This is a genomic window from Streptomyces colonosanans (genome assembly GCF_001866645.1).
Classification (GTDB): domain Bacteria; phylum Actinomycetota; class Actinomycetes; order Streptomycetales; family Streptomycetaceae; genus Streptomyces; species Streptomyces colonosanans.
The window spans coordinates 33,505-52,514 of sequence record NZ_MLYP01000006.1 but is presented as its reverse complement, the minus strand read 5'-3'; the positions used below and the strand labels follow the sequence as shown (position 1 = coordinate 52,514).

The following is a 19,010-nucleotide window of genomic DNA, read 5'->3' as shown; positions in this document are numbered from 1 at the left end:
CGGGGCCGCCGTACGCGCATGCGATGCGAAACCGGGGGCTCGGGTCATCGGACCGGCCAGGATTTTCCTTGAAGTAAGCGGTCGTTAACTGGTGACTCGCTGCCTTTGATCGGGCATACTCCAAACGCCACAGTCGCTGGTCAGCGGCTTCCGAGACCCGGAGCCGCGAGCATCGGCTGGGCCCAGTGAGACCCGGCGGAGTCGCCCCACTCCAGGCGCACGTCCGCCGATGTCCCCGAGAGGGAGGAGAGCGTCGCCATGCCCGACCGCGCCCCGCAGCCGGTGGAGCGTCAACTGCCCACGGACGAGGCCCGGGACCTGATCTCGCTTGTCCGCGACATCGCGCAGCACGAGATCGCCCCGAAGGCTGCCGAGGAGGAGGACACCGGGCGCTTCCCGCGCGAGGTTTTCCGACTGCTCTCCGAATCCGGGCTGCTCGGCCTGCCGTACGACTCCGAGTACGGCGGCGGAGACCAGCCCTACGAGGTCTACCTCCAGGTTCTCGAAGAGCTGGCCGCCGCCCGCCTCACGGTCGGCCTCGGCGTCAGCGTCCACACCCTGGCCTGTCACGGCCTGGCGCACTACGGCACGAAGGAGCAGCAGGCCGAGCACCTGCCCGCGATGCTCGGCGGCGGCCTGCTGGGCGCGTACTGCCTGTCGGAGGCGTCGTCCGGGTCGGACGCGGCGTCCCTGCGGACGAAGGCCGTCCGCGACGACGGCGGGAGCTGGGTGATCACCGGCACCAAGTCGTGGATCACACACGGCGGGATCGCGGACTTCTACACCGTGATGGCGCGCACCGGCGAGGAGGGCCCGCGCGGGATCACCGCGTTCCTGGTGCCCGGCGACACCGAGGGGCTCAGCGCCGCGGCGCCGGAGAAGAAGATGGGCATGAAGGGCTCGCCCACGGCGCAGGTCCACTTCGACGGCGTACGCGTCGGTGACGACCGCCGCCTCGGCGAGGAAGGCCAGGGCTTCACGATCGCCCTGTCCGCGCTCGACTCCGGGCGGCTGGGCATCGCGGCGTGCGCCATAGGCGTGGCCCAGGCGGCGCTCGACGAGGCGGTCGCCTACGCCGGCGGGCGGCGACAGTTCGGACGGCCGATCTCCGACTTCGAGGGATTGCGCTTTCTGCTCGCCGACATGGCGACCCAGATCGAGGCCGGCCGGGCGCTGTACCTGGCGGCGGCACGGCTGCGCGACGCCGGCCTGCCGTTCGCCAAGCAGGCGGCCATGGCCAAGCTGCACTGCACCGACGCGGCGATGAAGGTCACCACCGACGCGGTCCAGGTCTTCGGCGGGTACGGCTACACCGCGGACTTCCCGGTCGAGCGCTATATGCGCGAGGCCAAGGCGTTGCAGATCGTCGAGGGTACGAATCAGATCCAGCGGATGGTCATCGCCCGTCACCTCGCCGGTCCCGAGTCCCGCTGAACGGGTCCTGGCCCGTCGTGAGCCGGCCCGGGCCGGCCAGGGGCGCCGCGAGCCGCACCCACTCCGGGTCGTGGCGCCCCGGCAGCGTACGCCCGCGATCGGCCCAGGTCCGCATGAGTGCGCGGTAGATGGGCGGGTCCTGGTGGTGCGGCAGCGGAAGTGAAACTGCCGGGACGAGCACCCGTCGCCGGTGCCCCGTGTCTGTGGCGGTCATACATGGGGAACGGCGGGGCGTGTGCGCAGGTCACCGCCCCTGCTAATCGGGCGTGAGTTCCCCGGGGCTCGTACGAGGACATGACGCGCCTTCGCCGGGCGCGGCGTCTTGTCGCACGGCACCGGCCCCGGGCAGGCGTGCCGTGCCGCCGGCGTGCCATGGTGCAGGGCGGTTACGGGAAGGCTGCGTGGCGGGCGTCAGGCGGCCTGGCCCCGCATCACCGGCATCCGAATCGGCTGCGAGCCCGGGCCGCCGACGTGCGAGAACGGCTGCATCCGCCAGTGGAGCCCCTGAGGGAGCGTCAACAGCAGGGCCGTGTCCTGTTCCTGGGGCGTCACCGACTCGTCCGCGGCCCGGGCGTCGGCCGCCGCGCGGCCGGTACCGGCGCAGACCGTGAGACCGAACGGGTTCCAGGGCGAGGTGCACAGCGCATGCTCGGGCAGGACCTCCTCGTCCGCCAGAAGCGCGATGGGCTGCGCGCAGTCCGGGCAGACCACCCGGTACATCTCGAAGGTGTCGTAGGCGTCGAACTCGTCGTCGGCTTCGACACCCTCCGGCTCGGGTTCGACGGCGGGCTTGTGCCGCTTGGACGCACCACGAACAGGGCGCTTCAGACTCTGCATGGGATTCTCCCCCTCGGGCTGGGCCGACAAGGCACTGCGGCCTCGACCACAGCAAGCACTTCCCGCCCCGTCTTGGCGGTAATCACGAGACCATCACGAAGCCTGTCCGTACACTGTGGCGTTCGTCACATGCCGTCCGCAGGTGCCCCAGCGCGGTGGTTCTGTCCCACGGGCGGCCGGCAGGCCCGCTCGCGGCCACATCACAAACCGGGCATGACCTGCGCCGCTCGGTATCCGTGGGGAACAGGTGCACTGTAGGTTCTAGCGCCATGGAGGAGCTGGACCGACAGATCGTGCAGCTGCTCGTCAAGGACGGGCGGATGAGCTACACCGACCTGGGCAAGGCCACGGGCCTGTCCACCTCGGCCGTGCACCAGCGGGTGCGCCGACTGGAGCAGCGCGGCGTGATCCGCGGGTATGCCGCGGTCGTCGACCCGGAGGCGGTCGGGCTGCCGATGACCGCCTTCATCTCGGTGAAGCCGTTCGACCCCAGCGCCCCCGACGACATCGCCGAGCGACTCGCGGGCGTCCCGGAGATCGAGGCGTGCCACAGCGTCGCGGGAGACGAGAACTACATCCTCAAGGTCCGCGTGGCCACACCCCACAGGCTGGAGGAACTCCTGGCGCGCCTGCGGACGCTCGCGGGGGTGTCGACGCGCACGACGGTGGTGCTGTCGACGCCGTACGAGGCGCGGCCGCCCCAGATCTGAGGGACCTGCGTGCCGGACGGCTCGCGCGAGGCGCGAGACTGGTCCCATGAATGAGCGCACCACCCCGCCGCGGACCGTCCTGCTGCGCCGAGGAGAAGTCCACAGCCCCGCTGATCCCTTCGCGACCGCCATGGTCGTCGAGCACGGGCAGATCGCCTGGGTCGGCTCCGAAGGCGCCGCCGACTCCTTCGCGGAGGGCGTGGACGAGGTCGTCGATCTGGACGGCGCGCTCGTCACTCCGGCGTTCACCGACGCGCATGTGCACACCACGTCCACCGGCCTCGCGCTCACCGGCCTCGACCTGTCCGCCGCGCCCTCCCTGGCGGACGCCCTCGGCCGGGTCCGTGACTTCGCCGCGGCCCGCCCGGACGACCGGGTGCTGCTGGGCCACGGCTGGGACGCGGCCCGCTGGCCCGAACGCCGGGCGCCCCGGCGGGACGAGCTCGACGAGGCCACCGGAGGCCGTCCGCTCTATCTGAGCCGCATCGACGTCCACTCAGCCGTCGTCACCACCGCCCTGCTGGAGCTGACCCCGGGCGTACGGGGCAAGGCCGGCTTCGCGGACGGGGAACCGCTCACCCGCGACGCCCACCACGCCGTGCGCGCCGCCGCGTTCGCGGCGATCACCCCCGCCCAGCGCACCGAGGCCCAGCGCGCCGCCCTCGTACACGCCGCCTCCCTCGGTATCGGTTCGGTCCACGAGTGCGCGGGTCCGGAGATCTCCTCCGAGGACGACTTCACCGGACTGCTGCGCCTGGCGGCCGAGGAGCCGGGCCCCCGGGTCGTCGGCTACTGGGCCGAGCTGGACGTCGACAAGGCGCGGGAGCTGGGCGCGATCGGGGCCGCCGGCGACCTGTTCGTCGACGGTTCCATCGGCTCCCACTCCGCCTGCCTGCACGAGCCGTACGCCGACGCGGCCCACACTGGCACCGCCTACCTCGACGCCGCCGCCGTCGCCGCCCACGTCGTCGCCTGCACCGAGGCCGGGCTCCAGGCGGGCTTCCATGCGATCGGAGACGCCGCCGTGACCGCGGTCGTCGAGGGTGTGCGTGCCGCCGCCGAGAAGGTCGGCCTCGCCCGTGTGCGCGCCGCCCGCCACCGCGTCGAGCACGCCGAGATGCTCACCCCCGAGACCATCGCGGCCTTCGCCGAGCTGGGCCTGACCGCCTCCGTCCAGCCCGCCTTCGACGCGCTGTGGGGCGGCGAGGACGGCATGTACGCCCAGCGCCTGGGCGTAGAGCGGGCCCGCACCCTGAACCCGTTCGCGGCCCTGCTGCGCACCGGTGTCCCGCTCGCCTTCGGCTCCGACAGCCCCGTCACGCCGCTCGACCCGTGGGGCACGGTCCGTGCCGCGGCCTTCCACCGCACCCCCGAGCACCGGGTCTCCGTGCGGGCCGCGTTCACCGCGCACACGCGCGGCGGCTGGCGGGCGATCGGACGGGACGACGCGGGCGTTCTGATGCCGGGCGCGCCCGCGGACTACGCCGTGTGGCGTACCGACGCACTGGTGGTCCAGGCTCCCGACGACCGGGTGGCCCGCTGGTCCACCGACCCCCGTTCGGGCACCCCCGGACTGCCCGATCTGACCCCGGACGCCGACCTGCCCGTCTGCCTGCGCACCGTGGTGGGCGGCCGGACGGTGTTCGTACGGCCGGGAGAGTGATCTCCCGGGGCGCCGCGGCGGCGATCGCCGGTCCGGGCCCCGTCGTGCGACCTGCGCATCCTCCCCGCTGACCAGGGAATTGATGGAAGATGCGCAGGTCGCACGGCTGTTGACAGCCGGGCGCAGGGGGCCGGTAGGTTCGGCCGGGTCCACCACCGGACGTCCGACCGGGGAACCTCCGCACAGTCGCCGGAGCGCCGCTGGGTCAGGGGTGTGCCGCACCGGCGCATCACCGCTGGGAGCCAGGCACAGCGCCCGCGCCACGACGCGGGAACGTTCCGGCCGGTCGGCAGGGTGTGGCCCGGGTGGGGCCCGGACGTTCAGTAGACAACGGCCTTCGGTCGACCCGCAGCCAGCGGGTCCCAGGTCGGCCCGAAGGGCGCCGGGCCCCGATCCCACGCGGTACGGGCAAAACTACGTTCTTACCCGACTCTTGTGGAATCGACACCCCCTTAGGTGCGCGCTGCCACTTCGGCGTAGCCCGGAGGCCATATGGTGGTCCCCTGCGTACGGATATGAAGGGGCAGCAGTGAACGACGGCGACGGGACCCGCGCGGCGGGAGCCCAGGAGAGGCAGTTCGGTCCGCTCGGCACCGCCCTGGTGATTATCCCGACCTATAACGAGGCGGAGAACATCAAGGCGATCGTCGGCCGGGTGCGGTCGGCCGTGCCCGAGGCGCACGTCCTCGTGGCCGACGACAACAGCCCCGACGGCACGGGCAAGCTCGCCGATGAGCTGGCGGCCGCGGACGACCAGGTCCATGTCCTGCACCGCAAGGGCAAGGAGGGGCTCGGCGCCGCCTACATCGCCGGCTTCCGCTGGGGCCTGGAGCACGACTACGGCGTCCTGATCGAGATGGACGCCGACGGCTCCCATCAGCCCGAAGAACTGCCGCGCCTGCTGACCGCCCTCAAGAGCGCCGACCTCGTGCTCGGCTCCCGCTGGGTGCCGGGCGGGCGGACCGTGAACTGGCCCAAGTCCCGGCAGTTCATCTCCCGTGGCGGCAGCCTCTACTCACGCCTCGCCCTCGGCCTGTCGCTGCGCGACATCACCGGCGGCTACCGCGCTTTCCGGCGCGAGACCCTGGAGGGTCTCGGCCTCGACCAGGTCGCCTCGCAGGGGTACTGCTTCCAGGTCGACCTGGCCCGCCGTGCGGTCAAGGCCGGCTACCACGTGATCGAGGTGCCCATCACCTTCGTCGAGCGGGAGCTGGGCGACTCCAAGATGAGCCGTGACATCCTCGTCGAGGCGCTGTGGCGGGTCACGGCGTGGGGCGTGGGGGAACGCGTCGCCAAGGCCACGGGCCGCGACAGGTCCTCCTGAGCGCCGCTCGGCCCGCAGCCGGTTGCCGCGGCCGCCGGCGCGGGGTCGACAGGGCTGGTGATCACCCCCTTATCCCGTGCTGAGCCGGATCGATGCACACTGGGGGCATGACGACTGGCGCACCGACTTCCTCCCGCCCCGCCCAGCCGCGGCGTTCCCGGCTGCGCACCTTCTTGCCGCTGGGTGTCGCCGCGTGGCTGGTGCTGGAGATCTGGCTGCTCACGCTGGTGGCGGACGCGGCCGGCGGGTTCACGGTGTTCCTGCTGCTGGTGGCCGGTTTCGTGCTCGGAGCCGCCGTCATCAAGCGGGCCGGGCGCCGTGCCTTCCGCAACCTCGGCGAGACGCTGCACCCCCGGCAGACCGGTGCGGCGCCGACGGGCGGCGGTAACGGGCTGATGATGCTCGGCGGCCTGCTCCTGATGCTGCCGGGCATGATCTCCGACGTGCTCGGTCTGCTGCTCCTGATCCCGGCGGTCCAGAAACTGGCGAGCCGCTCCGTGGAGCGCACCATCGACCGCAGGCTCCGCAGGGCGCCGCTCGGCAGCTTCGGCGACGCCTTCCAGCGGGTTCGATTCCACCGTGGTGACGGAAAGGTCGTCCAGGGCGAGGTCCTCAGAGACGACGAGCACGAGTCGGACGAGGCACCGCGGGGCCCGCGCCCGCCGCTCAGCCGCTGAGCGGCCCGGGCAGCCTGAACGCCGAGCACCGAACACGCCAAGCAGCGGGCGCCCTACGTCGAGGTGACGTAGGGCGCCCGCTGCTTGGCGTGCTGTACCCCGCTCAACCCCCGGAGGGGACTACGCGGACTTGCGGCTGTCCCGCGGATGTACCGCGATGTTCATCGCGCCGGAGCGGAGAACGGCCAGACGCTCCTCGAGGACCTCTTCGAGTTCCTCGCGGGTGCGCCGCTCCATCAGCATGTCCCAATGCGTACGCGCGGGCTTGCCCTTCTTCTCTTCCGGGCCGTCGCCGTCTACCAGGAGTGCCGGGGCCCCGCAGACCTTGCACTCCCACTCCGGCGGGATCTCCGCCTCGACCGAGAAGGGCATCTCGAAGCGGTGCCCCTTCTCGCATGCGTACTCCACGGCCTGGCGCGGGGCCAGGTCGATGCCGCGGTCCGTCTCGTAGCTGGTCACCACGAGGCGCGTGCCGCGAAGAGCTCGCTCACTCATGAATCGTGCCTCCCGGGCTTGTCGCCCACAGGACAGGTGTCGCTGTCGTCGTCATCCGGTCAACGTCCGGTCGGCGGTAAAGATTCCCGTTCCGGGCCATGCGTCGCCGTCGTAGCCGCCCCTTGTTGTACCCACCAGCGCCCGGTTTGTCACATCTGCTAGCAGATGTCACCCAGCGTTTCGTCTCCGTTGACGCGCGGTAACGGTACGCCTGGTAGGCCAACCGCGTACACTACCGGTCTTTTCGGTCAGGTGCTAAATCGTCGCTGGGACCGGGTTGCCCGCCTCGCGCACCGCCTGGCGCACCGGTACCCGCGCGAGCAGCACGAATCCGATGATGAAGAAGGCCACCAGCGAGATGATCGCGTCCCGATAGCTTTCGGTCAGCTGGTAGGTGATGCCGAACAGAAGCGGGCCCAGCCAGCTCATCCCGCGGTCGCTCATCTCGTACGCCGAGAAGTACTCGGCCTCCTTGCCGGGCGGGACCAGATGGGAGAACAGGGACCGGGACAGGGCCTGGCTGCCGCCGAGGACCAGTCCGATGCCGGCCGCCAGCGCGAAGAACCCTGCCGGCGCGCCCGAGGGCAGGAAGTAGCCGGCGCCCAGCGTCACCGTCCATGCGACGAGCGACCCGAGGATGGTGCGTTTGGCGCCGTACATCCGGGCGAGCCGTCCCATGCCCAGGGCGCCGCCCACCGCCAGCACCTGCACCAGGAGCACGGCGGTGATCAGTGTGGACTGGCTCAGGCCCAGCTCCTCGGAGCCGTACACCGATGCCTGCGAGATCACCGTCTGGATGCCGTCGTTGTAGATGAGGTAGGCCAGCAGGAAGGCGAGGGTGAGTGGTTTGCCGCGCATGTCCCGGACCGTGGCCGCCAATTGTCGCCAGCCGTGCACCGCGGGGGCTGTGGAGGTCGTACGGCGGTCGCGCAGCCGTCTGAGCGGCACGAGCGTGAAGGCGCCCCACCACACCCCCGCCGAGGCCAGGCAGATGCGGACGGCCGTCGACTCGGAGATGCCGAAGGAGGCGTGCGCCGTGAAGAGGATCAGGTTCGCGATCAGGACCAGCGAGCCGGCCGCGTAGCCGAAGGCCCAGCCGCGTGAGGAGACCGCGTCGCGTTCCTCGGGCGGGGCGATCTGCGGCAGGTAGGAGTTGTAGATGACCATCGAGACGGCCACCGACGCGTTCGCGACGATCAGCAGGAAGCCACCGAGCAGATAGCGGTCGCCGTCCAGGAAGAACATGCCGGTGGTGGCCGCGGCGCCCAGGTACGCGCAGAGGGCGAGCAGGGGCTTCTTGCGGCCGCTGCGGTCGGCTGCCGCGCCCGCGAGCGGCATCACGAGGATCGCCACGATGACGGAGGCGGAGACGCAGTACGCGAAGAAGGAACCCGCGCGCACCGCGACGCCCAGCGGGTGCACATAACCGTCGGCGTCCGCCGCCGACTTGGCCACGGCGGTGAGATAGGGGCCGAGGAACACGGTGAGCACGCTCGTCGAATAGACGGAGCACGCCCAGTCGTAGAAGTACCAGCCGCCTTGTTCCCGCCGCCGCTCACCGGCCTCGTCGGCCACCGCCGCCACCGCGGTGTCGTTGCCCACCCGTGCCCTCGCTTCCCCGTGAAACGTGATCGTGCGCGGGACGTTCAGGCCCAAGTGCCCCGGTCCTCAAGGACCTTGCGCAGCGTGTCGATGCGATCGGTCATGATGCCATCCACTCCGAGATCCAGGAGCCGGTGCATGCGATCGGGTTCGTTGACCGTCCACACATGGACCTGCAGGCCGCGCGCGTGGGCGGTGCGTACGAAGCGGTGGTCGACCACGGGGAAACCGGACCGGGACTCCGGGACCTGGGCGGCGACTGCCGAGCGGCGCAGCGCCGCCGGTATGCCCCAGGAAAGCAGCCGCAGGCCCAGCACACCGCGGGTGCCGTACGACGTCGCCAGGCGCGGCCCGGCCAGACGCTGGGCACGGGCCACGCGTGCCTCGGAGAACGAGCCGACGCAGACGCGGCCCCAGGAACCGGTGCGCTCGATCAGATCGAGCAGGGGGCGCAGGGCGGGCTCCGCCTTGACGTCCACGTTCCAGCGGACCTCGGGGAACTCCTCCAGTAGATCCTCGAAGAGGGGCACCGGTTCGCTGCCCGCCACGCGCGCGTGCCGTACGTCCTCCCAGGGCAGGTCGGCGATCCGGCCCGCCCCGTCCGTCACCCGGTCCAGCGTCGCGTCGTGGAACGCCACCAGCTTCCCGTCGGCGGTGGCGTGCACGTCCGTCTCGATGTAGCGGTAACCCGTTGCCACCGCGCGCCGGAACTGGGCCGCGGTGTTCTCCAGGCCGTCCGCCGTCCCGCCCCGGTGGGCGAACGCGATCGGGCCGGGGTGATCGAGATAGGGGTGGCGTATGTGGGTGGTCACCGGGGCAGTATCGCCCCCTTCGGCTGCCCGGTGGCAACGACCGTGCTGCGATCCTGTGCCGCGGGGACGGTGAACACGCGCAGGAAGACCTGGGCGAGCGGGCCTATCGACAGCGCGTACAGGACGGTGCCGATCCCCACAGTGCCGCCGAGGGCGAATCCGGTCGCGACGACGGTGAGTTCCACGCCGGTGCGGATCAGCCGGATCGACCGGCCCGTGCGCCGGTGCAGTCCGGTCATCAGGCCGTCGCGCGGACCGGGGCCGAAGTCCGCGGCGATGTAGAGGCCGGTCGCGGCGCCGTTGAGTACGACACCCGCGAGCAGGAGGGGCACCCGTAGGGCAAGAGCGTGCGCGCCGGGCAGGACGGACAGGGTGGCGTCCATGGCGAACCCGATCACCAGGACGTTGGACACGGTGCCGAGACCGGGACGCTGGCGCAGCGGGATCCACAGCAGCAGGACGGCAGCGCCCACGATCGTCAGCACCACGCCCATGCTGAGCCCGGTGAGCTTCGCAAGTCCCTGGTGCAGGACGTTCCAGGGCTCCAGACCGAGACCCGCCCTCACGAGCAGGGCGGAACTCGCGCCGTACAGCGCGAGTCCTGCGTACAACTGGATCAACCGCCGCCCGAGACGGCTCCTCGTGGACGAGTCAGCGGACAAGACGTACCCCCCTGTGGTGGTCGTGGACCGATGCATGTCACTCTGTGGCTTGATAAGTGAAGCCATCCATGGCCAATTCGCGGAAGGTGGACTGGGAATCGTGGCGCAGTGGACCTCGGTGGTGGGAGCGGCACAGCTCGCTCGGCTGCTCAACTCCCAGCAGGACCGTCCCGCGGGCCCCGGCAGCCGCCGTCCGCCCGCCTACCGGGCGCTCGCCGACGGCATCCGGTTGCTCGTGCTGGAGGGCCGTGTGCCGGTCGCGGCCCGGCTGCCCGCCGAGCGGGAGCTGGCGCTCGCGCTGTCCGTGAGCCGTACGACGGTCGCCGCCGCGTACGAGGCACTGCGTGCCGAGGGGTTCCTGGAGTCCCGACGGGGCGCGGGCAGCTGGACGGCGGTACCCGCCGGCAACCCGCTGCCCGCGCGCGGCCTGGAGCCGCTGCCGCCGGAGGCGCTCGGCTCGATGATCGACCTCGGCTGTGCGGCGCTTCCCGCCCCGGAGCCCTGGCTCACCCACGCGGTGCAGGGCGCACTGGAGGAGCTGTCGCCGTACGCGCACACGCACGGCGACTACCCGGCGGGCCTGCCCGCGCTGCGCGCCATGCTCGCCGACCGCTATACGGCGCGCGGCATCCCGACCATGCCTGAGCAGATCATGGTGACGACCGGCGCCATGGGCGCGATGGACGCGATCTGCCACCTCTTCGCCGGGCGCGGCGAGCGCATCGCGGTGGAGTCGCCCTCCTACGCCAACATCCTCCAGCTGATGCGGGAGGCGGGGGCCCGTCTGGTCCCCGTCGCCATGTCCGAGGGGCTCGGCGGCTGGGACCTGGACCGCTGGCGCCAGGTGCTGCGGGAAGCCGCTCCGCGGCTCGCCTACGTGGTCGCGGACTTCCACAACCCGACCGGCGCGCTGGCCGACGAGGACCAGCGGCGGCGGTTGGTGGAGGCCGCCCGCTCGGCCGGGACGGTGCTGGTCGTCGACGAGACGATGAGCGAGCTGCACCTGGAGGACGGTGTGGAGATGCCGCGCCGGGTATGCGGGTTCGACCCCGCCGGCTCCACGGTCATCACGGTCGGCTCGGCGAGCAAGGCGTTCTGGGCGGGCATGCGCATCGGTTGGGTGCGAGCGGCTCCCGATGTGATCCGCAGCCTGGTCGCGGCCCGCGCGTACGCCGACCTGGGCACGCCGGTGCTGGAGCAGCTGGCCGTGAACTGGCTGCTGAGCACGGGGGGCTGGGAGCAGGCGGTCGAGCTGCGGCGCGCGCAGGCCCGGGAGAACCGGGACGCCCTGGTCGCCGCCGTGCGCAGGGAGCTGCCGTCCTGGGAGTTCTCCGTGCCGCAGGGCGGTCTGACGCTGTGGGTCCGCACGGGCGGTCTGTCCGGCTCCCGTCTTGCCGAGGCGGGCGAGCGGGTCGGCGTCCGGGTGCCGTCGGGGCCGCGCTTCGGCGTGGACGGGGCTTTCGAGGGGTATGTGCGGCTGCCGTTCACGGTGGGTGGGGCGGTGGCCGAGGAGGCGGCGGTGCGCCTGGCGGCCGCGGCGCGTCTGGTGAAGACGGGTGCGTCGGGCCCCACGGACGCCCCGCGCACCTTCGTCGCCTGACCGGCCGTCCGCGACCGGCGCTTGTCACAGGCCGGCCCTGTCATCCCTCCGCGGCGACCGCCTCCACCGGTACGGCCTTCACGGCGAGCGCCTCCACCGGCACGGCCTCCACGGCCGCCCCCTGCACCGCCGCTGCCTCTGCGGGCTCACTCCGTCGCGGCAGCAGTTCCAGCACCGCCTGCCGGTGGTTCTCACTGGTCGCGTCGTCGTACGGGTCCGGGGTGGCCGGTACCTGGAGACGGTGGACCGGGCCGGAGCCCAGGCGGGCGTAGCCCCGGCCGGGCGGAACGTCCTTGACCGGCGTGGTGTGGGGCCGTGCGCCGAGGACCGCCTCCAGCTCGTCCGGGACCGACGGGCCGAGCACCACGCGGGCGCGGGTGTGCTGCCGGACCGCCTCGGACAGGCCGTCCAGACTGTCGAACTGCTCGGCGACCACGACCGTGACGTTCGCGGCGCGACCGTGCCGGAGGGGTACCTGGAGCAGCGCCTGGGGGTCCCCGTGCCCCTCGGCCGCGGCGAGGTGCCCCAGCACGCTCGGCCGGTCCAGCAGGATCCACAGCGGCCGCTTGACGTCCTCCGGCGGAGGATGCCCGGCCTGCCGGGCACGGTTCGCCGCGATCAGCCTCCGCTCCGTTTCGTGGGTCGCCCACTCCAGGCTCGCCATCGCCCCCGCGAGCCCGGACTCCACGGCCAGCACACCGTCCCGGCCCGTCAGGCACGCGTACTCGCCGGTGCCGCCGCCCTCGACGATCAGGATGTCGCCGTGCTGCAGCGCCTGGAGGGCGATGGAGCGCACCAGCGTCGTCGTACCGCTGCCGGGTCCGCCGACGATCAGCAGGTGCGGCTCGGTGGAACGCGTGCCCCTGCGCCACACCACCGGAGGCTCGTCGCACTGCTCCTCGCCGCGGGTGAGGGGGAGCGTGCGCTGGACTCCGGTCGGGTCGGTGAAACCCAGGACCACTTCTCCCGGCGCGGTCACGAAACGCTGTGCCGTGATGTCGGTGGGAAGCGGCGGCAGCACGGTCACGGCCAGCTCGTTGCCCTCCTCGTCCCACGCGAAGTGGTACTCGCGGCCCCGGCCCGCCTTGGCGTGCAGGAGGTGCTCGATCCGGGCCCGCGAGTCGGCCTCGCCGTCCGTGAAGTAGGCGGGGTAACGGACGAGCAGGCGGCAGACGCGCCCGGTCTCGTCGAAGTCGTAGGAGGGGAACGCCCGGGTCCAGTCCCCGCCGTGCGCGTACAGGGGCGCGGGGTCCTCCGCCGCCGACAGGTACGGCACCAGCGCGTCGTACAGCGACCGCAGGCGCTTGGTCTGCGAGGGGTCCGGGCCCGTCGGCTGCGGCGCCCGGCGTTCGCGGCCCATCCAGCCGGCCGCCGCCATCAGGGTGATGGCGGCGAGCACCGGCCCGTACGGCATCAGGGCCACGACCAGGATCACTGTGGCGGCCAGGAAGAGGAGCGGCCCGCGCCGGTCCTTCGGTGTGTCCGCCCACTTGCGGCGCCCGACTCCGGTCAGCAGGCGCAGTCCACGCGTGATGGTGATCAGCGGGTGGAGGACGTCGCCGGCGCTGTCGGCCGCCGTCCGGGCCAACTCCCGACTGCGGGCGATGTGTGCGCTGCCGTTCGTCAGGATGCGGGGGAGTGGGCGCCGGGCCACGTCGTTCTCCAGGAAGTGCGAGGGGGCGGGGGCGGGGTCAGAAGTTGATCCCGCCGATGAGGTTCGCGAGGCTCGAGCCGCCGGCCTTGATGCTCGGGGCGATGGCGGTGCTCGAGAGGTAGAACCCGAAGAGTCCGCAGACCGTCGCGTGTGAGCCCTTGAGGCCGTCCTTGCGGCAGAAGAGGAAGACGATGACGCCGAGCAGTACGACGCCTGACATGTTCAGAATCATTACGCTCTCCTGGTTCATGGGGTGAAGTCACCATGAGTACTTCCAGGCTCACAGAATGTATCCATACGACAAAAGGTGCAACTGAGTGGAATTCCGTTGATTTCCACCGAGTGGTGGAGCTGCCCTGCAGCTCGGGCAGGGTTGCCGCAGGCACGGGGTGTCGCTGTGGTCCTTGCCGGGCGCGGGGCCGATCGTGTGCCCTGGAAGCCAGTACGCTGGCGATTCACCCGTACGGCGTCACCGCTCGGCGTCGTGCGAGCCCGAGTACGGCCGCCCCGCTCGCTGCCGTACTCCCACAGTCCCCAGCAGTCGTAGTGAGAGGCGGTCCGGCGATGAGTGAAGCCCCCGACCCCGAGGTCGTCGAGTTGGCGACCAAGATCTTCGAACTGGCGCGCCGAGGCGAGACTCAGACGCTCGTGGCCTACGTCGACGCGGGCGTTCCGGCCAACCTCACCAACGACCGCGGCGACTCCCTCGTGATGCTCGCCGCCTACCACGGTCACGCCGACGCCGTCCGCGCCCTGCTGGAGCGCGGCGCCGAGGTCGACCGGGAGAACGACCGAGGTCAGACTCCGCTCGCCGGTGCGGTCTTCAAGGGCGAGACGGAGGTCGTCCGGGCCCTGCTGGACGGCGGCGCCGACCCGGCGGCAGGCACTCCCTCGGCCGTCGACACCGCGCGGATGTTCGGCAAGAAGGAGCTGCTCGAACTGTTCGACGCACATGGATCCGAAACGCTCTGACCAGTGAGAACAAGGAAAATGGGGGAGTCAGTGCGGGGCCGCCCGAAATAAGGTCGCGGCGGGAAGAGACGCCGGGTCATCATGACGTCGTGATTCACGGACGCGATGGCTGGGCACGTGTTGCCGCACCGCGTGGACCGTGATGCGGTCCGCTTGGGCCACCGACGAGAGGCAGAAGAAAATGGTCTACAGCAAGCAAGAGACGGCGGGCGCCCCGACGTGTTGTCACGCGGCCAGGTAGTGGGTGGTCCCCGGTTGCGTCGACGCTTGATGTGAGGCTGTTTCCCATGTTCGAACCGGTCATAGCGCCCAGCGGTACCCTGCTCGGCCTCCTCCAGAGGGGCCGCGGCGACGGGACGTTGCACGCGCTCACCGCACCGCGGGCCGAGGCGCTCGCTGCTCTCAACCACTGCGTGCTGCGTGATCCCCGCCACGACTGGCAGGTGGAGAACCGCTCCCTTTACTACGCCCGGCTCTTCCTCGATCTGCACGGTGAGCTGGACGAGATCGAGTCGCACCTCTTCGGCGCCGAGGACGTCCTGGACACCGACGAGTGCCGCACCGGGCTCGCCCTGGCGGTCCTCGGGCATCTCGCCTCGTACGGCAGACGTGACGCGCTGGACCTGCTGCGCAGATACGCGGCCTCGGGCACCAACTGGGCCTGGGCCCTGGACGAACTGGCGCTGCGCGACGACGACGCGGGCCTGCGCGCCCTCGCCGCACCCGTCCTGGCGCGCTTCCCGGCCGACGCCGAGGGCGAGGCCGAACTTGCCGCCGCGGTCCGGGACGCCTTCGAACCGCGTCCCTGGCGGCTGTGGGCCGAGGACCCCCGGGCATCCATCGCCGCGCGCGTGCGTGCTGCCCAGGAAGCAGGCTGCTTCGATCGGTGGCAGCGGCAGCTGAGGCCCCAGGGGCCCCAGCCCGGGTGGAGTGTCCAGGCCGTCTTCGACTGGGCCCAGCAGGGCATCGAACGCGGAGCGGTACTCCACGTGCCGGCCGCCCGCTGCCTCACCGCCGTCGCGGGCCCCGAGCACCGGGCCGAGATCGTCGAGGCCGCCCGGTCGGGCGGCGACGGGGCGCGCTGTACCGCCCTGCGCTACCTCGCCGACAGCAACGATCCCGGCGTGCTCGACCTGATCGAGGACGCGGTGTCCGCCGCTTCCGCGCTGGTCGTCGACGCGGCCGTGGATGCCTTCGAGCGCATGCGCAGCGTCGCCGTCGTCAACCGGGCGCGCCGCTGGGCCCACCGGCCGGACGTCCTGGGGGCCGCCGCCGGGCGCGTGCTCGCCTGCCGGGGCGGCGCACAGGACAGGGATCTGGTGCTCGCGGCGCTGCGGGAGGCTGTGCGGGGCGAGGGCCCCGACGCGCCGACCCTGTGGACCCTCGTCGACGGCGCCGGACGGCTCGGCATCGCCTGCGCGGCCCCCGTGCTGCGCCATGTCTACCGCGAGACCGCCTCGTCCCATCTCCGTGGCCGCGCCGCCCGCGCCCTGGCCGCCACCGACCCCTCCTTCGCCGTCGGATTCGCCGTCGAATGCCTCTGGGACTGCGAGGAGTCCACGCGCGAGATCGCCGCACGGCACGCCGAGACCGGTGACGCGCGCGTCGTGGAGCGACTGCGCCGACTCGCCGCGGACCCGGCCGAGGAGGCTGAGGTCCAAACGGCCGTACGCACCCGGATCGGCCCCGACACACCAGCCGTATGACCGTTCGGTGACGGGAGCCGGGATGGACACGGGCTGACCTGCCGGGCCGCGCAGCAACGCTCGGACGGCGTGAACGACGGCGGGCCGAGCCCGAAGAGCTGGCCTGCGGAGCGGCTGCCGAGCACCGGCTCCACCGCCACCTTGCCCGCGCGCCGAGGTGGCTGCGGACCGCACCGGCCCGAAGCCGAGCGGCGCCGCCCGTCAGACGCACCGGCGCTCCCCGGGGCGCAGGGCGGCCGTCCGCCGTGACCGGGCAGGGTGGCCCGCCGAACTACGACCGTGAGCGTCGAACACGGCCGTACGGGCCAGCCGTTGAGCGTGGTGTGACACCTCGGATGTCTGGGCGCGTCTGCGCCGTTTGGGTCGTTGTCGGACCGAGGACCTAATCTGTGCACCGTGACTTCGCCTGCACCGACGGACAGTGTTCCGCCCCAGCTCAGCGCGGGGCCGCGCCCCGCTTTGGGTCCGGCCGCCGACGAGGGGCTGGCGCGGCGGCTGCGCGCGCTCGCCTGCACCGCGCCGATCCACGACCTGGACGCGCGCAAGGCGAACCTCGCGGGTGAGTACTCGGTGTACGGCATGGCGGAGATCGCCCTCGCCGCCATCGATCTCGTCACGCTGAACATGGACTTCGACACCGGCGCGGACCACGAGCAGATAGTGGCCCGCCTCGTCCCGCGCATCGCCGCCCAGGCTTCCGGGCGCCCGGCCGCCGAGCACGAGCGGGTGGCCCGCTGGGTGCTGGAGAACCTGATCAACGTCGGCAGCGTCGACCGCGGCTTCAGGGCCGTGTACGGCACGTTCGCCTCCGACGGCAGGTATGTCCGCCGTGACTACGACTTCAAGCTGATCGAAGAAGTGCCGGGATTCGGCGGCAGCGTCTACCTCCGGACGACGGACGAGGCGGTCAACGTCCTCGTCGGCGCCCTCGACACGGACGTCACCAGCGCCCAGATCGCCGCGGAGGTCAAGCTGGAGGTGCTGATCAGCCGAGGCCGCCTCGCCGACGCCCAGCTCGCCGCCGAGCAGGCGCGCTACCGGACGGTGCAGTACTCCGAGTCGCTGCGCAGGGCGCTGGATGCGACCCGGCGCAACGTCCGGGCGGTGGACTGGCTGAACGCGGTGCCGGACATGATCGCCGAGGCCCTCGACCACGTCGCCGACCGCTACCGCCACGAGAACGCGATCCTCACCAACATCCGCAAGGCTCGCGACGAGTCGGAGGACCCCGAGCAGAAGCGGCGCGCCGCCGAGCTCGTCGACATCGTCAAGGACTGCATCCGCAGGCACACACAGCTGCAGTCGCGGCTCCTGGAAGCGGGCCCGCTGTTCCGCGCCGAGCAGGACCGGCAGGCGTTCGCGACACCGATGACCACGTCGGGCGCCGACCTCTACGGACATCTCCTCGCGCCGGTACTGCCGCTGCCGCTGGAGCAGGCGGTTCGCGTCACGGACGCCTTCTTCGCGCACGGGACCGGGCTGCGCACGCCCGCGTCCGTTCGGGTCGGGGACCTTGTGGACCTGTTGCTGACGCCGCCCGTGGAGCGCGAGCACCTCGGGGCCGAGATGCCGGAACCGGATCTGATCGCCACGCCGGACGACAGCCGGTTCAGCGAGGAACAGCTGACCGCCGCGACACGGTTGCTCGACCTGCCGGCGGACGCGCCGAGACGGCTGTCCGGGCTGCTCGCCGAAGCCCGCCGACAGGATCCGGATCTGCCGTATCTGGTGGCCCTGCTGGCCGTGCACGCGGCCAGCCCACCGGTCGGTACGGCGTACCGGCAGGGCGAGCAGAAGCTGCTGTTCGCCGTGGACGACGGCACGGAGCTGGACGACTCCGAGTTCGGGGGCGCAGACCTCGTCGTCGGGACGGCCCTGCTGGACGCGGCGGCCATGGCCGCGGACCGGACGGAGGCGGCATGAGCAGGAACGAGTATCAGCGCAGCAAGGAGCCCCAACCGTGACCGAGCACGTCGACTGGAGCGAGCCGGAGGCCGCCGCGCCGGTGAGCAGTGCCGCCGTCACCCCTGCCGACGCCGCCGACGCGGCGCGGCTCGTCGCCTTCGGGCTGCAGCCCAAGCTGCAGCCCGCGCGGGACCAGGAGTACGCGGAACTGCTGCGCCGCTACCGCGAGGACCCGCCGTTCGCGCGGCTCGCCGACGCCGTCGCCACCGGGCTCGGGCTGGTCGTCCTGGAGGTGTCTGCGCGTGCCGGCATGGCCGTGACCGCGGCCGAGGACTCCGTGTTCGCCGTCCGCATGGGCGACTACGCGCGTCGCACGTCGGCCGACTCCGGGGACCGCTTCCTGCACGGTCTGGCCCATCTCGCCGTCGCCGCCCTGGCCTTCCCACGCCCCGAGGACCTCGCCGACGACGGCTACATCGGGCGCGTCACGGTCAACGGCGTGGACGCCTTCGTGCGCCAGGCCTGCCGCCGCCTGGAGGAGCGGGCCGAGGAGCAGGGCGAGAACACCGACCCGGCGACGGACGCGCCGGGACTGGAGGCGGCCTGGCGGATCTGGGCCAGACGCAGCGCGACCGGGGCCACCAAGGACGCGCGCAGGCTGGCGGGTTCGACCACCGGCATCGTCGGCAGGGCCGTCGCCTTCCTCACCGACTCCGGGTTTCTGCAGCGCACGGGCGACGACAACGGCGGTACGTACCGCACGACGGCCCGCTACCAGCTCCAGGTGCGCGACATGGCGGCCGGCGCCGCCATGACCGAGCTGCTCGAACTGGGCGTCGTCCCGGTCACCGACGGTACGGCGACCCTGCTGCCCGCCGAGGACACCGACGACCTGGAACTGGTGGCCGACGCCGGACTGCCGTTCCACTCCTGAAGTTCCCGGAGCCATCGAGGCTC

The 19,010-nt window shown here is 72.0% G+C and carries 18 protein-coding genes; 10 read left to right on the top strand and 8 right to left on the bottom strand.

Going from position 1 to position 19,010, the window contains the following annotated elements; genetic code table 11:
• Positions 1 to 258 precede the first annotated feature (258 nt).
• Positions 259 to 1,434, top strand: a complete 1,176-nt coding sequence (locus BIV24_RS02120) for an acyl-CoA dehydrogenase family protein (RefSeq protein ID WP_071364383.1) — start codon at positions 259 to 261, stop codon at positions 1,432 to 1,434.
• Here BIV24_RS02120 and BIV24_RS34975 read toward each other — a convergent pair.
• Together BIV24_RS34975 and BIV24_RS02115 are read right to left on the bottom strand one after the other, a co-directional pair.
• Complete coding sequence (locus BIV24_RS34975) at positions 1,397 to 1,648, bottom strand: hypothetical protein (protein WP_079167955.1); 252 nt, start codon at positions 1,646 to 1,648, stop codon at positions 1,397 to 1,399. The two genes, BIV24_RS02120 and BIV24_RS34975, sit on opposite strands and share 38 nt — an antisense overlap.
• A 197-nt stretch (positions 1,649 to 1,845) precedes the next feature.
• Complete coding sequence (locus tag BIV24_RS02115) at positions 1,846 to 2,271, bottom strand: hypothetical protein (protein WP_071364382.1); 426 nt, start codon at positions 2,269 to 2,271, stop codon at positions 1,846 to 1,848.
• 269 nt (positions 2,272 to 2,540) lie between these two features.
• On the opposite strand from BIV24_RS02115, the gene BIV24_RS02110 reads away from it, so the two are divergent.
• The 4 genes from BIV24_RS02110 (at position 2,541) to fxsA (ending at position 6,645) form a co-directional block, all read left to right on the top strand.
• The gene (locus BIV24_RS02110) at positions 2,541 to 2,981 is read left to right on the top strand and encodes an Lrp/AsnC family transcriptional regulator (protein WP_071364381.1); all 441 of its coding nucleotides are present in this window, start codon (positions 2,541 to 2,543) and stop codon (positions 2,979 to 2,981) included.
• A 46-nt stretch (positions 2,982 to 3,027) separates the two neighbouring features.
• Entirely contained in the window at positions 3,028 to 4,644 is a 1,617-nt protein-coding gene (locus BIV24_RS02105; protein WP_071364380.1) for an amidohydrolase, read from the top strand.
• A 529-nt stretch (positions 4,645 to 5,173) separates the two neighbouring features.
• Positions 5,174 to 5,968, top strand: a complete 795-nt coding sequence (locus tag BIV24_RS02100) for a polyprenol monophosphomannose synthase (protein WP_071364379.1) — start codon at positions 5,174 to 5,176, stop codon at positions 5,966 to 5,968.
• 107 nt (positions 5,969 to 6,075) lie between these two features.
• A complete protein-coding gene (gene fxsA, locus BIV24_RS02095; protein WP_071364378.1) occupies positions 6,076 to 6,645 on the top strand; it encodes an FxsA family membrane protein in 570 nt (189 codons plus the stop codon).
• A gap of 120 nt (positions 6,646 to 6,765) precedes the next feature.
• On the opposite strand, the gene BIV24_RS02090 is transcribed toward fxsA, so the two are convergent.
• The 4 genes from BIV24_RS02090 to yczE form a co-directional block, all read right to left on the bottom strand.
• Positions 6,766 to 7,140: an RNA polymerase-binding protein RbpA gene (locus BIV24_RS02090; RefSeq protein WP_071364377.1), complete on the bottom strand. Its 375-nt coding sequence runs from the start codon at positions 7,138 to 7,140 to the stop codon at positions 6,766 to 6,768.
• Positions 7,141 to 7,395: 255 nt separating this feature from the next.
• Positions 7,396 to 8,742 carry an MFS transporter gene (locus BIV24_RS02085; RefSeq protein ID WP_071364527.1) on the bottom strand — a complete coding sequence of 449 codons (1,347 nt, stop codon included), beginning with the start codon at positions 8,740 to 8,742 and terminating at the stop codon, positions 7,396 to 7,398.
• A gap of 44 nt (positions 8,743 to 8,786) precedes the next feature.
• Positions 8,787 to 9,554 carry a glycerophosphodiester phosphodiesterase family protein gene (locus BIV24_RS02080; protein ID WP_071364376.1) on the bottom strand — a complete coding sequence of 256 codons (768 nt, stop codon included), beginning with the start codon at positions 9,552 to 9,554 and terminating at the stop codon, positions 8,787 to 8,789.
• Positions 9,551 to 10,252, bottom strand: a complete 702-nt coding sequence (gene yczE, locus BIV24_RS02075) for a membrane protein YczE (RefSeq protein ID WP_071364375.1) — start codon at positions 10,250 to 10,252, stop codon at positions 9,551 to 9,553. Before yczE ends, BIV24_RS02080 begins: the two co-directional genes overlap by 4 nt.
• A gap of 64 nt (positions 10,253 to 10,316) precedes the next feature.
• Here yczE and BIV24_RS02070 point away from each other — a divergent pair, with 64 nt between their 5' ends.
• Positions 10,317 to 11,816 carry an SCO1417 family PLP biosynthesis transcription factor gene (locus BIV24_RS02070; RefSeq protein ID WP_071364374.1) on the top strand — a complete coding sequence of 500 codons (1,500 nt, stop codon included), beginning with the start codon at positions 10,317 to 10,319 and terminating at the stop codon, positions 11,814 to 11,816.
• Positions 11,817 to 11,856: 40 nt separating this feature from the next.
• On the opposite strand, the gene BIV24_RS02065 is transcribed toward BIV24_RS02070, so the two are convergent.
• On the bottom strand, positions 11,857 to 13,470 hold the full coding sequence (locus BIV24_RS02065) for a P-loop NTPase family protein (RefSeq protein WP_071364373.1): 1,614 nt from the start codon (positions 13,468 to 13,470) through the stop codon (positions 11,857 to 11,859).
• Between the two features lie 37 nt (positions 13,471 to 13,507).
• Positions 13,508 to 13,702 (bottom strand): hypothetical protein, encoded by a 195-nt coding sequence (locus BIV24_RS02060; RefSeq protein WP_071364372.1) that lies wholly within the window; start codon positions 13,700 to 13,702, stop codon positions 13,508 to 13,510.
• Positions 13,703 to 14,034: 332 nt separating this feature from the next.
• On the opposite strand from BIV24_RS02060, the gene BIV24_RS02055 reads away from it, so the two are divergent.
• From BIV24_RS02055 to BIV24_RS02040, 4 genes are all read left to right on the top strand, one after another.
• Positions 14,035 to 14,442: an ankyrin repeat domain-containing protein gene (locus BIV24_RS02055; RefSeq protein WP_071364371.1), complete on the top strand. Its 408-nt coding sequence runs from the start codon at positions 14,035 to 14,037 to the stop codon at positions 14,440 to 14,442.
• Between the two features lie 287 nt (positions 14,443 to 14,729).
• On the top strand, positions 14,730 to 16,148 hold the full coding sequence (locus tag BIV24_RS02050; protein ID WP_071364370.1) for a hypothetical protein: 1,419 nt from the start codon (positions 14,730 to 14,732) through the stop codon (positions 16,146 to 16,148).
• A gap of 396 nt (positions 16,149 to 16,544) precedes the next feature.
• Positions 16,545 to 18,071, top strand: coding sequence for a hypothetical protein (locus tag BIV24_RS02045; RefSeq protein ID WP_071364369.1), 1,527 nt, complete (start codon positions 16,545 to 16,547; stop codon positions 18,069 to 18,071).
• A gap of 37 nt (positions 18,072 to 18,108) precedes the next feature.
• On the top strand, positions 18,109 to 18,987 hold the full coding sequence (locus BIV24_RS02040; RefSeq protein WP_071364368.1) for a hypothetical protein: 879 nt from the start codon (positions 18,109 to 18,111) through the stop codon (positions 18,985 to 18,987).
• Positions 18,988 to 19,010 lie beyond the last annotated feature (23 nt).

Bases quoted from the DNA above. Each gene is read 5' to 3' on its own strand.
- BIV24_RS02120 (WP_071364383.1), top strand. From the start codon at position 259: ATGCCCGACCGCGCCCCGCAGCCGGTGGAGCGTCAACTGCCCACGGAC.
- BIV24_RS34975 (WP_079167955.1), bottom strand. From the start codon at position 1,648: ATGACCGCCACAGACACGGGGCACCGGCGACGGGTGCTCGTCCCGGCA.
- BIV24_RS02115 (WP_071364382.1), bottom strand. From the start codon at position 2,271: ATGCAGAGTCTGAAGCGCCCTGTTCGTGGTGCGTCCAAGCGGCACAAG.
- BIV24_RS02110 (WP_071364381.1), top strand. From the start codon at position 2,541: ATGGAGGAGCTGGACCGACAGATCGTGCAGCTGCTCGTCAAGGACGGG.
- BIV24_RS02105 (WP_071364380.1), top strand. From the start codon at position 3,028: ATGAATGAGCGCACCACCCCGCCGCGGACCGTCCTGCTGCGCCGAGGA.
- fxsA (WP_071364378.1), top strand. From the start codon at position 6,076: ATGACGACTGGCGCACCGACTTCCTCCCGCCCCGCCCAGCCGCGGCGT.
- BIV24_RS02090 (WP_071364377.1), bottom strand. From the start codon at position 7,140: ATGAGTGAGCGAGCTCTTCGCGGCACGCGCCTCGTGGTGACCAGCTAC.
- yczE (WP_071364375.1), bottom strand. From the start codon at position 10,252: ATGCATCGGTCCACGACCACCACAGGGGGGTACGTCTTGTCCGCTGAC.
- BIV24_RS02060 (WP_071364372.1), bottom strand. From the start codon at position 13,702: ATGATTCTGAACATGTCAGGCGTCGTACTGCTCGGCGTCATCGTCTTC.
- BIV24_RS02055 (WP_071364371.1), top strand. From the start codon at position 14,035: ATGAGTGAAGCCCCCGACCCCGAGGTCGTCGAGTTGGCGACCAAGATC.
- BIV24_RS02050 (WP_071364370.1), top strand. From the start codon at position 14,730: ATGTTCGAACCGGTCATAGCGCCCAGCGGTACCCTGCTCGGCCTCCTC.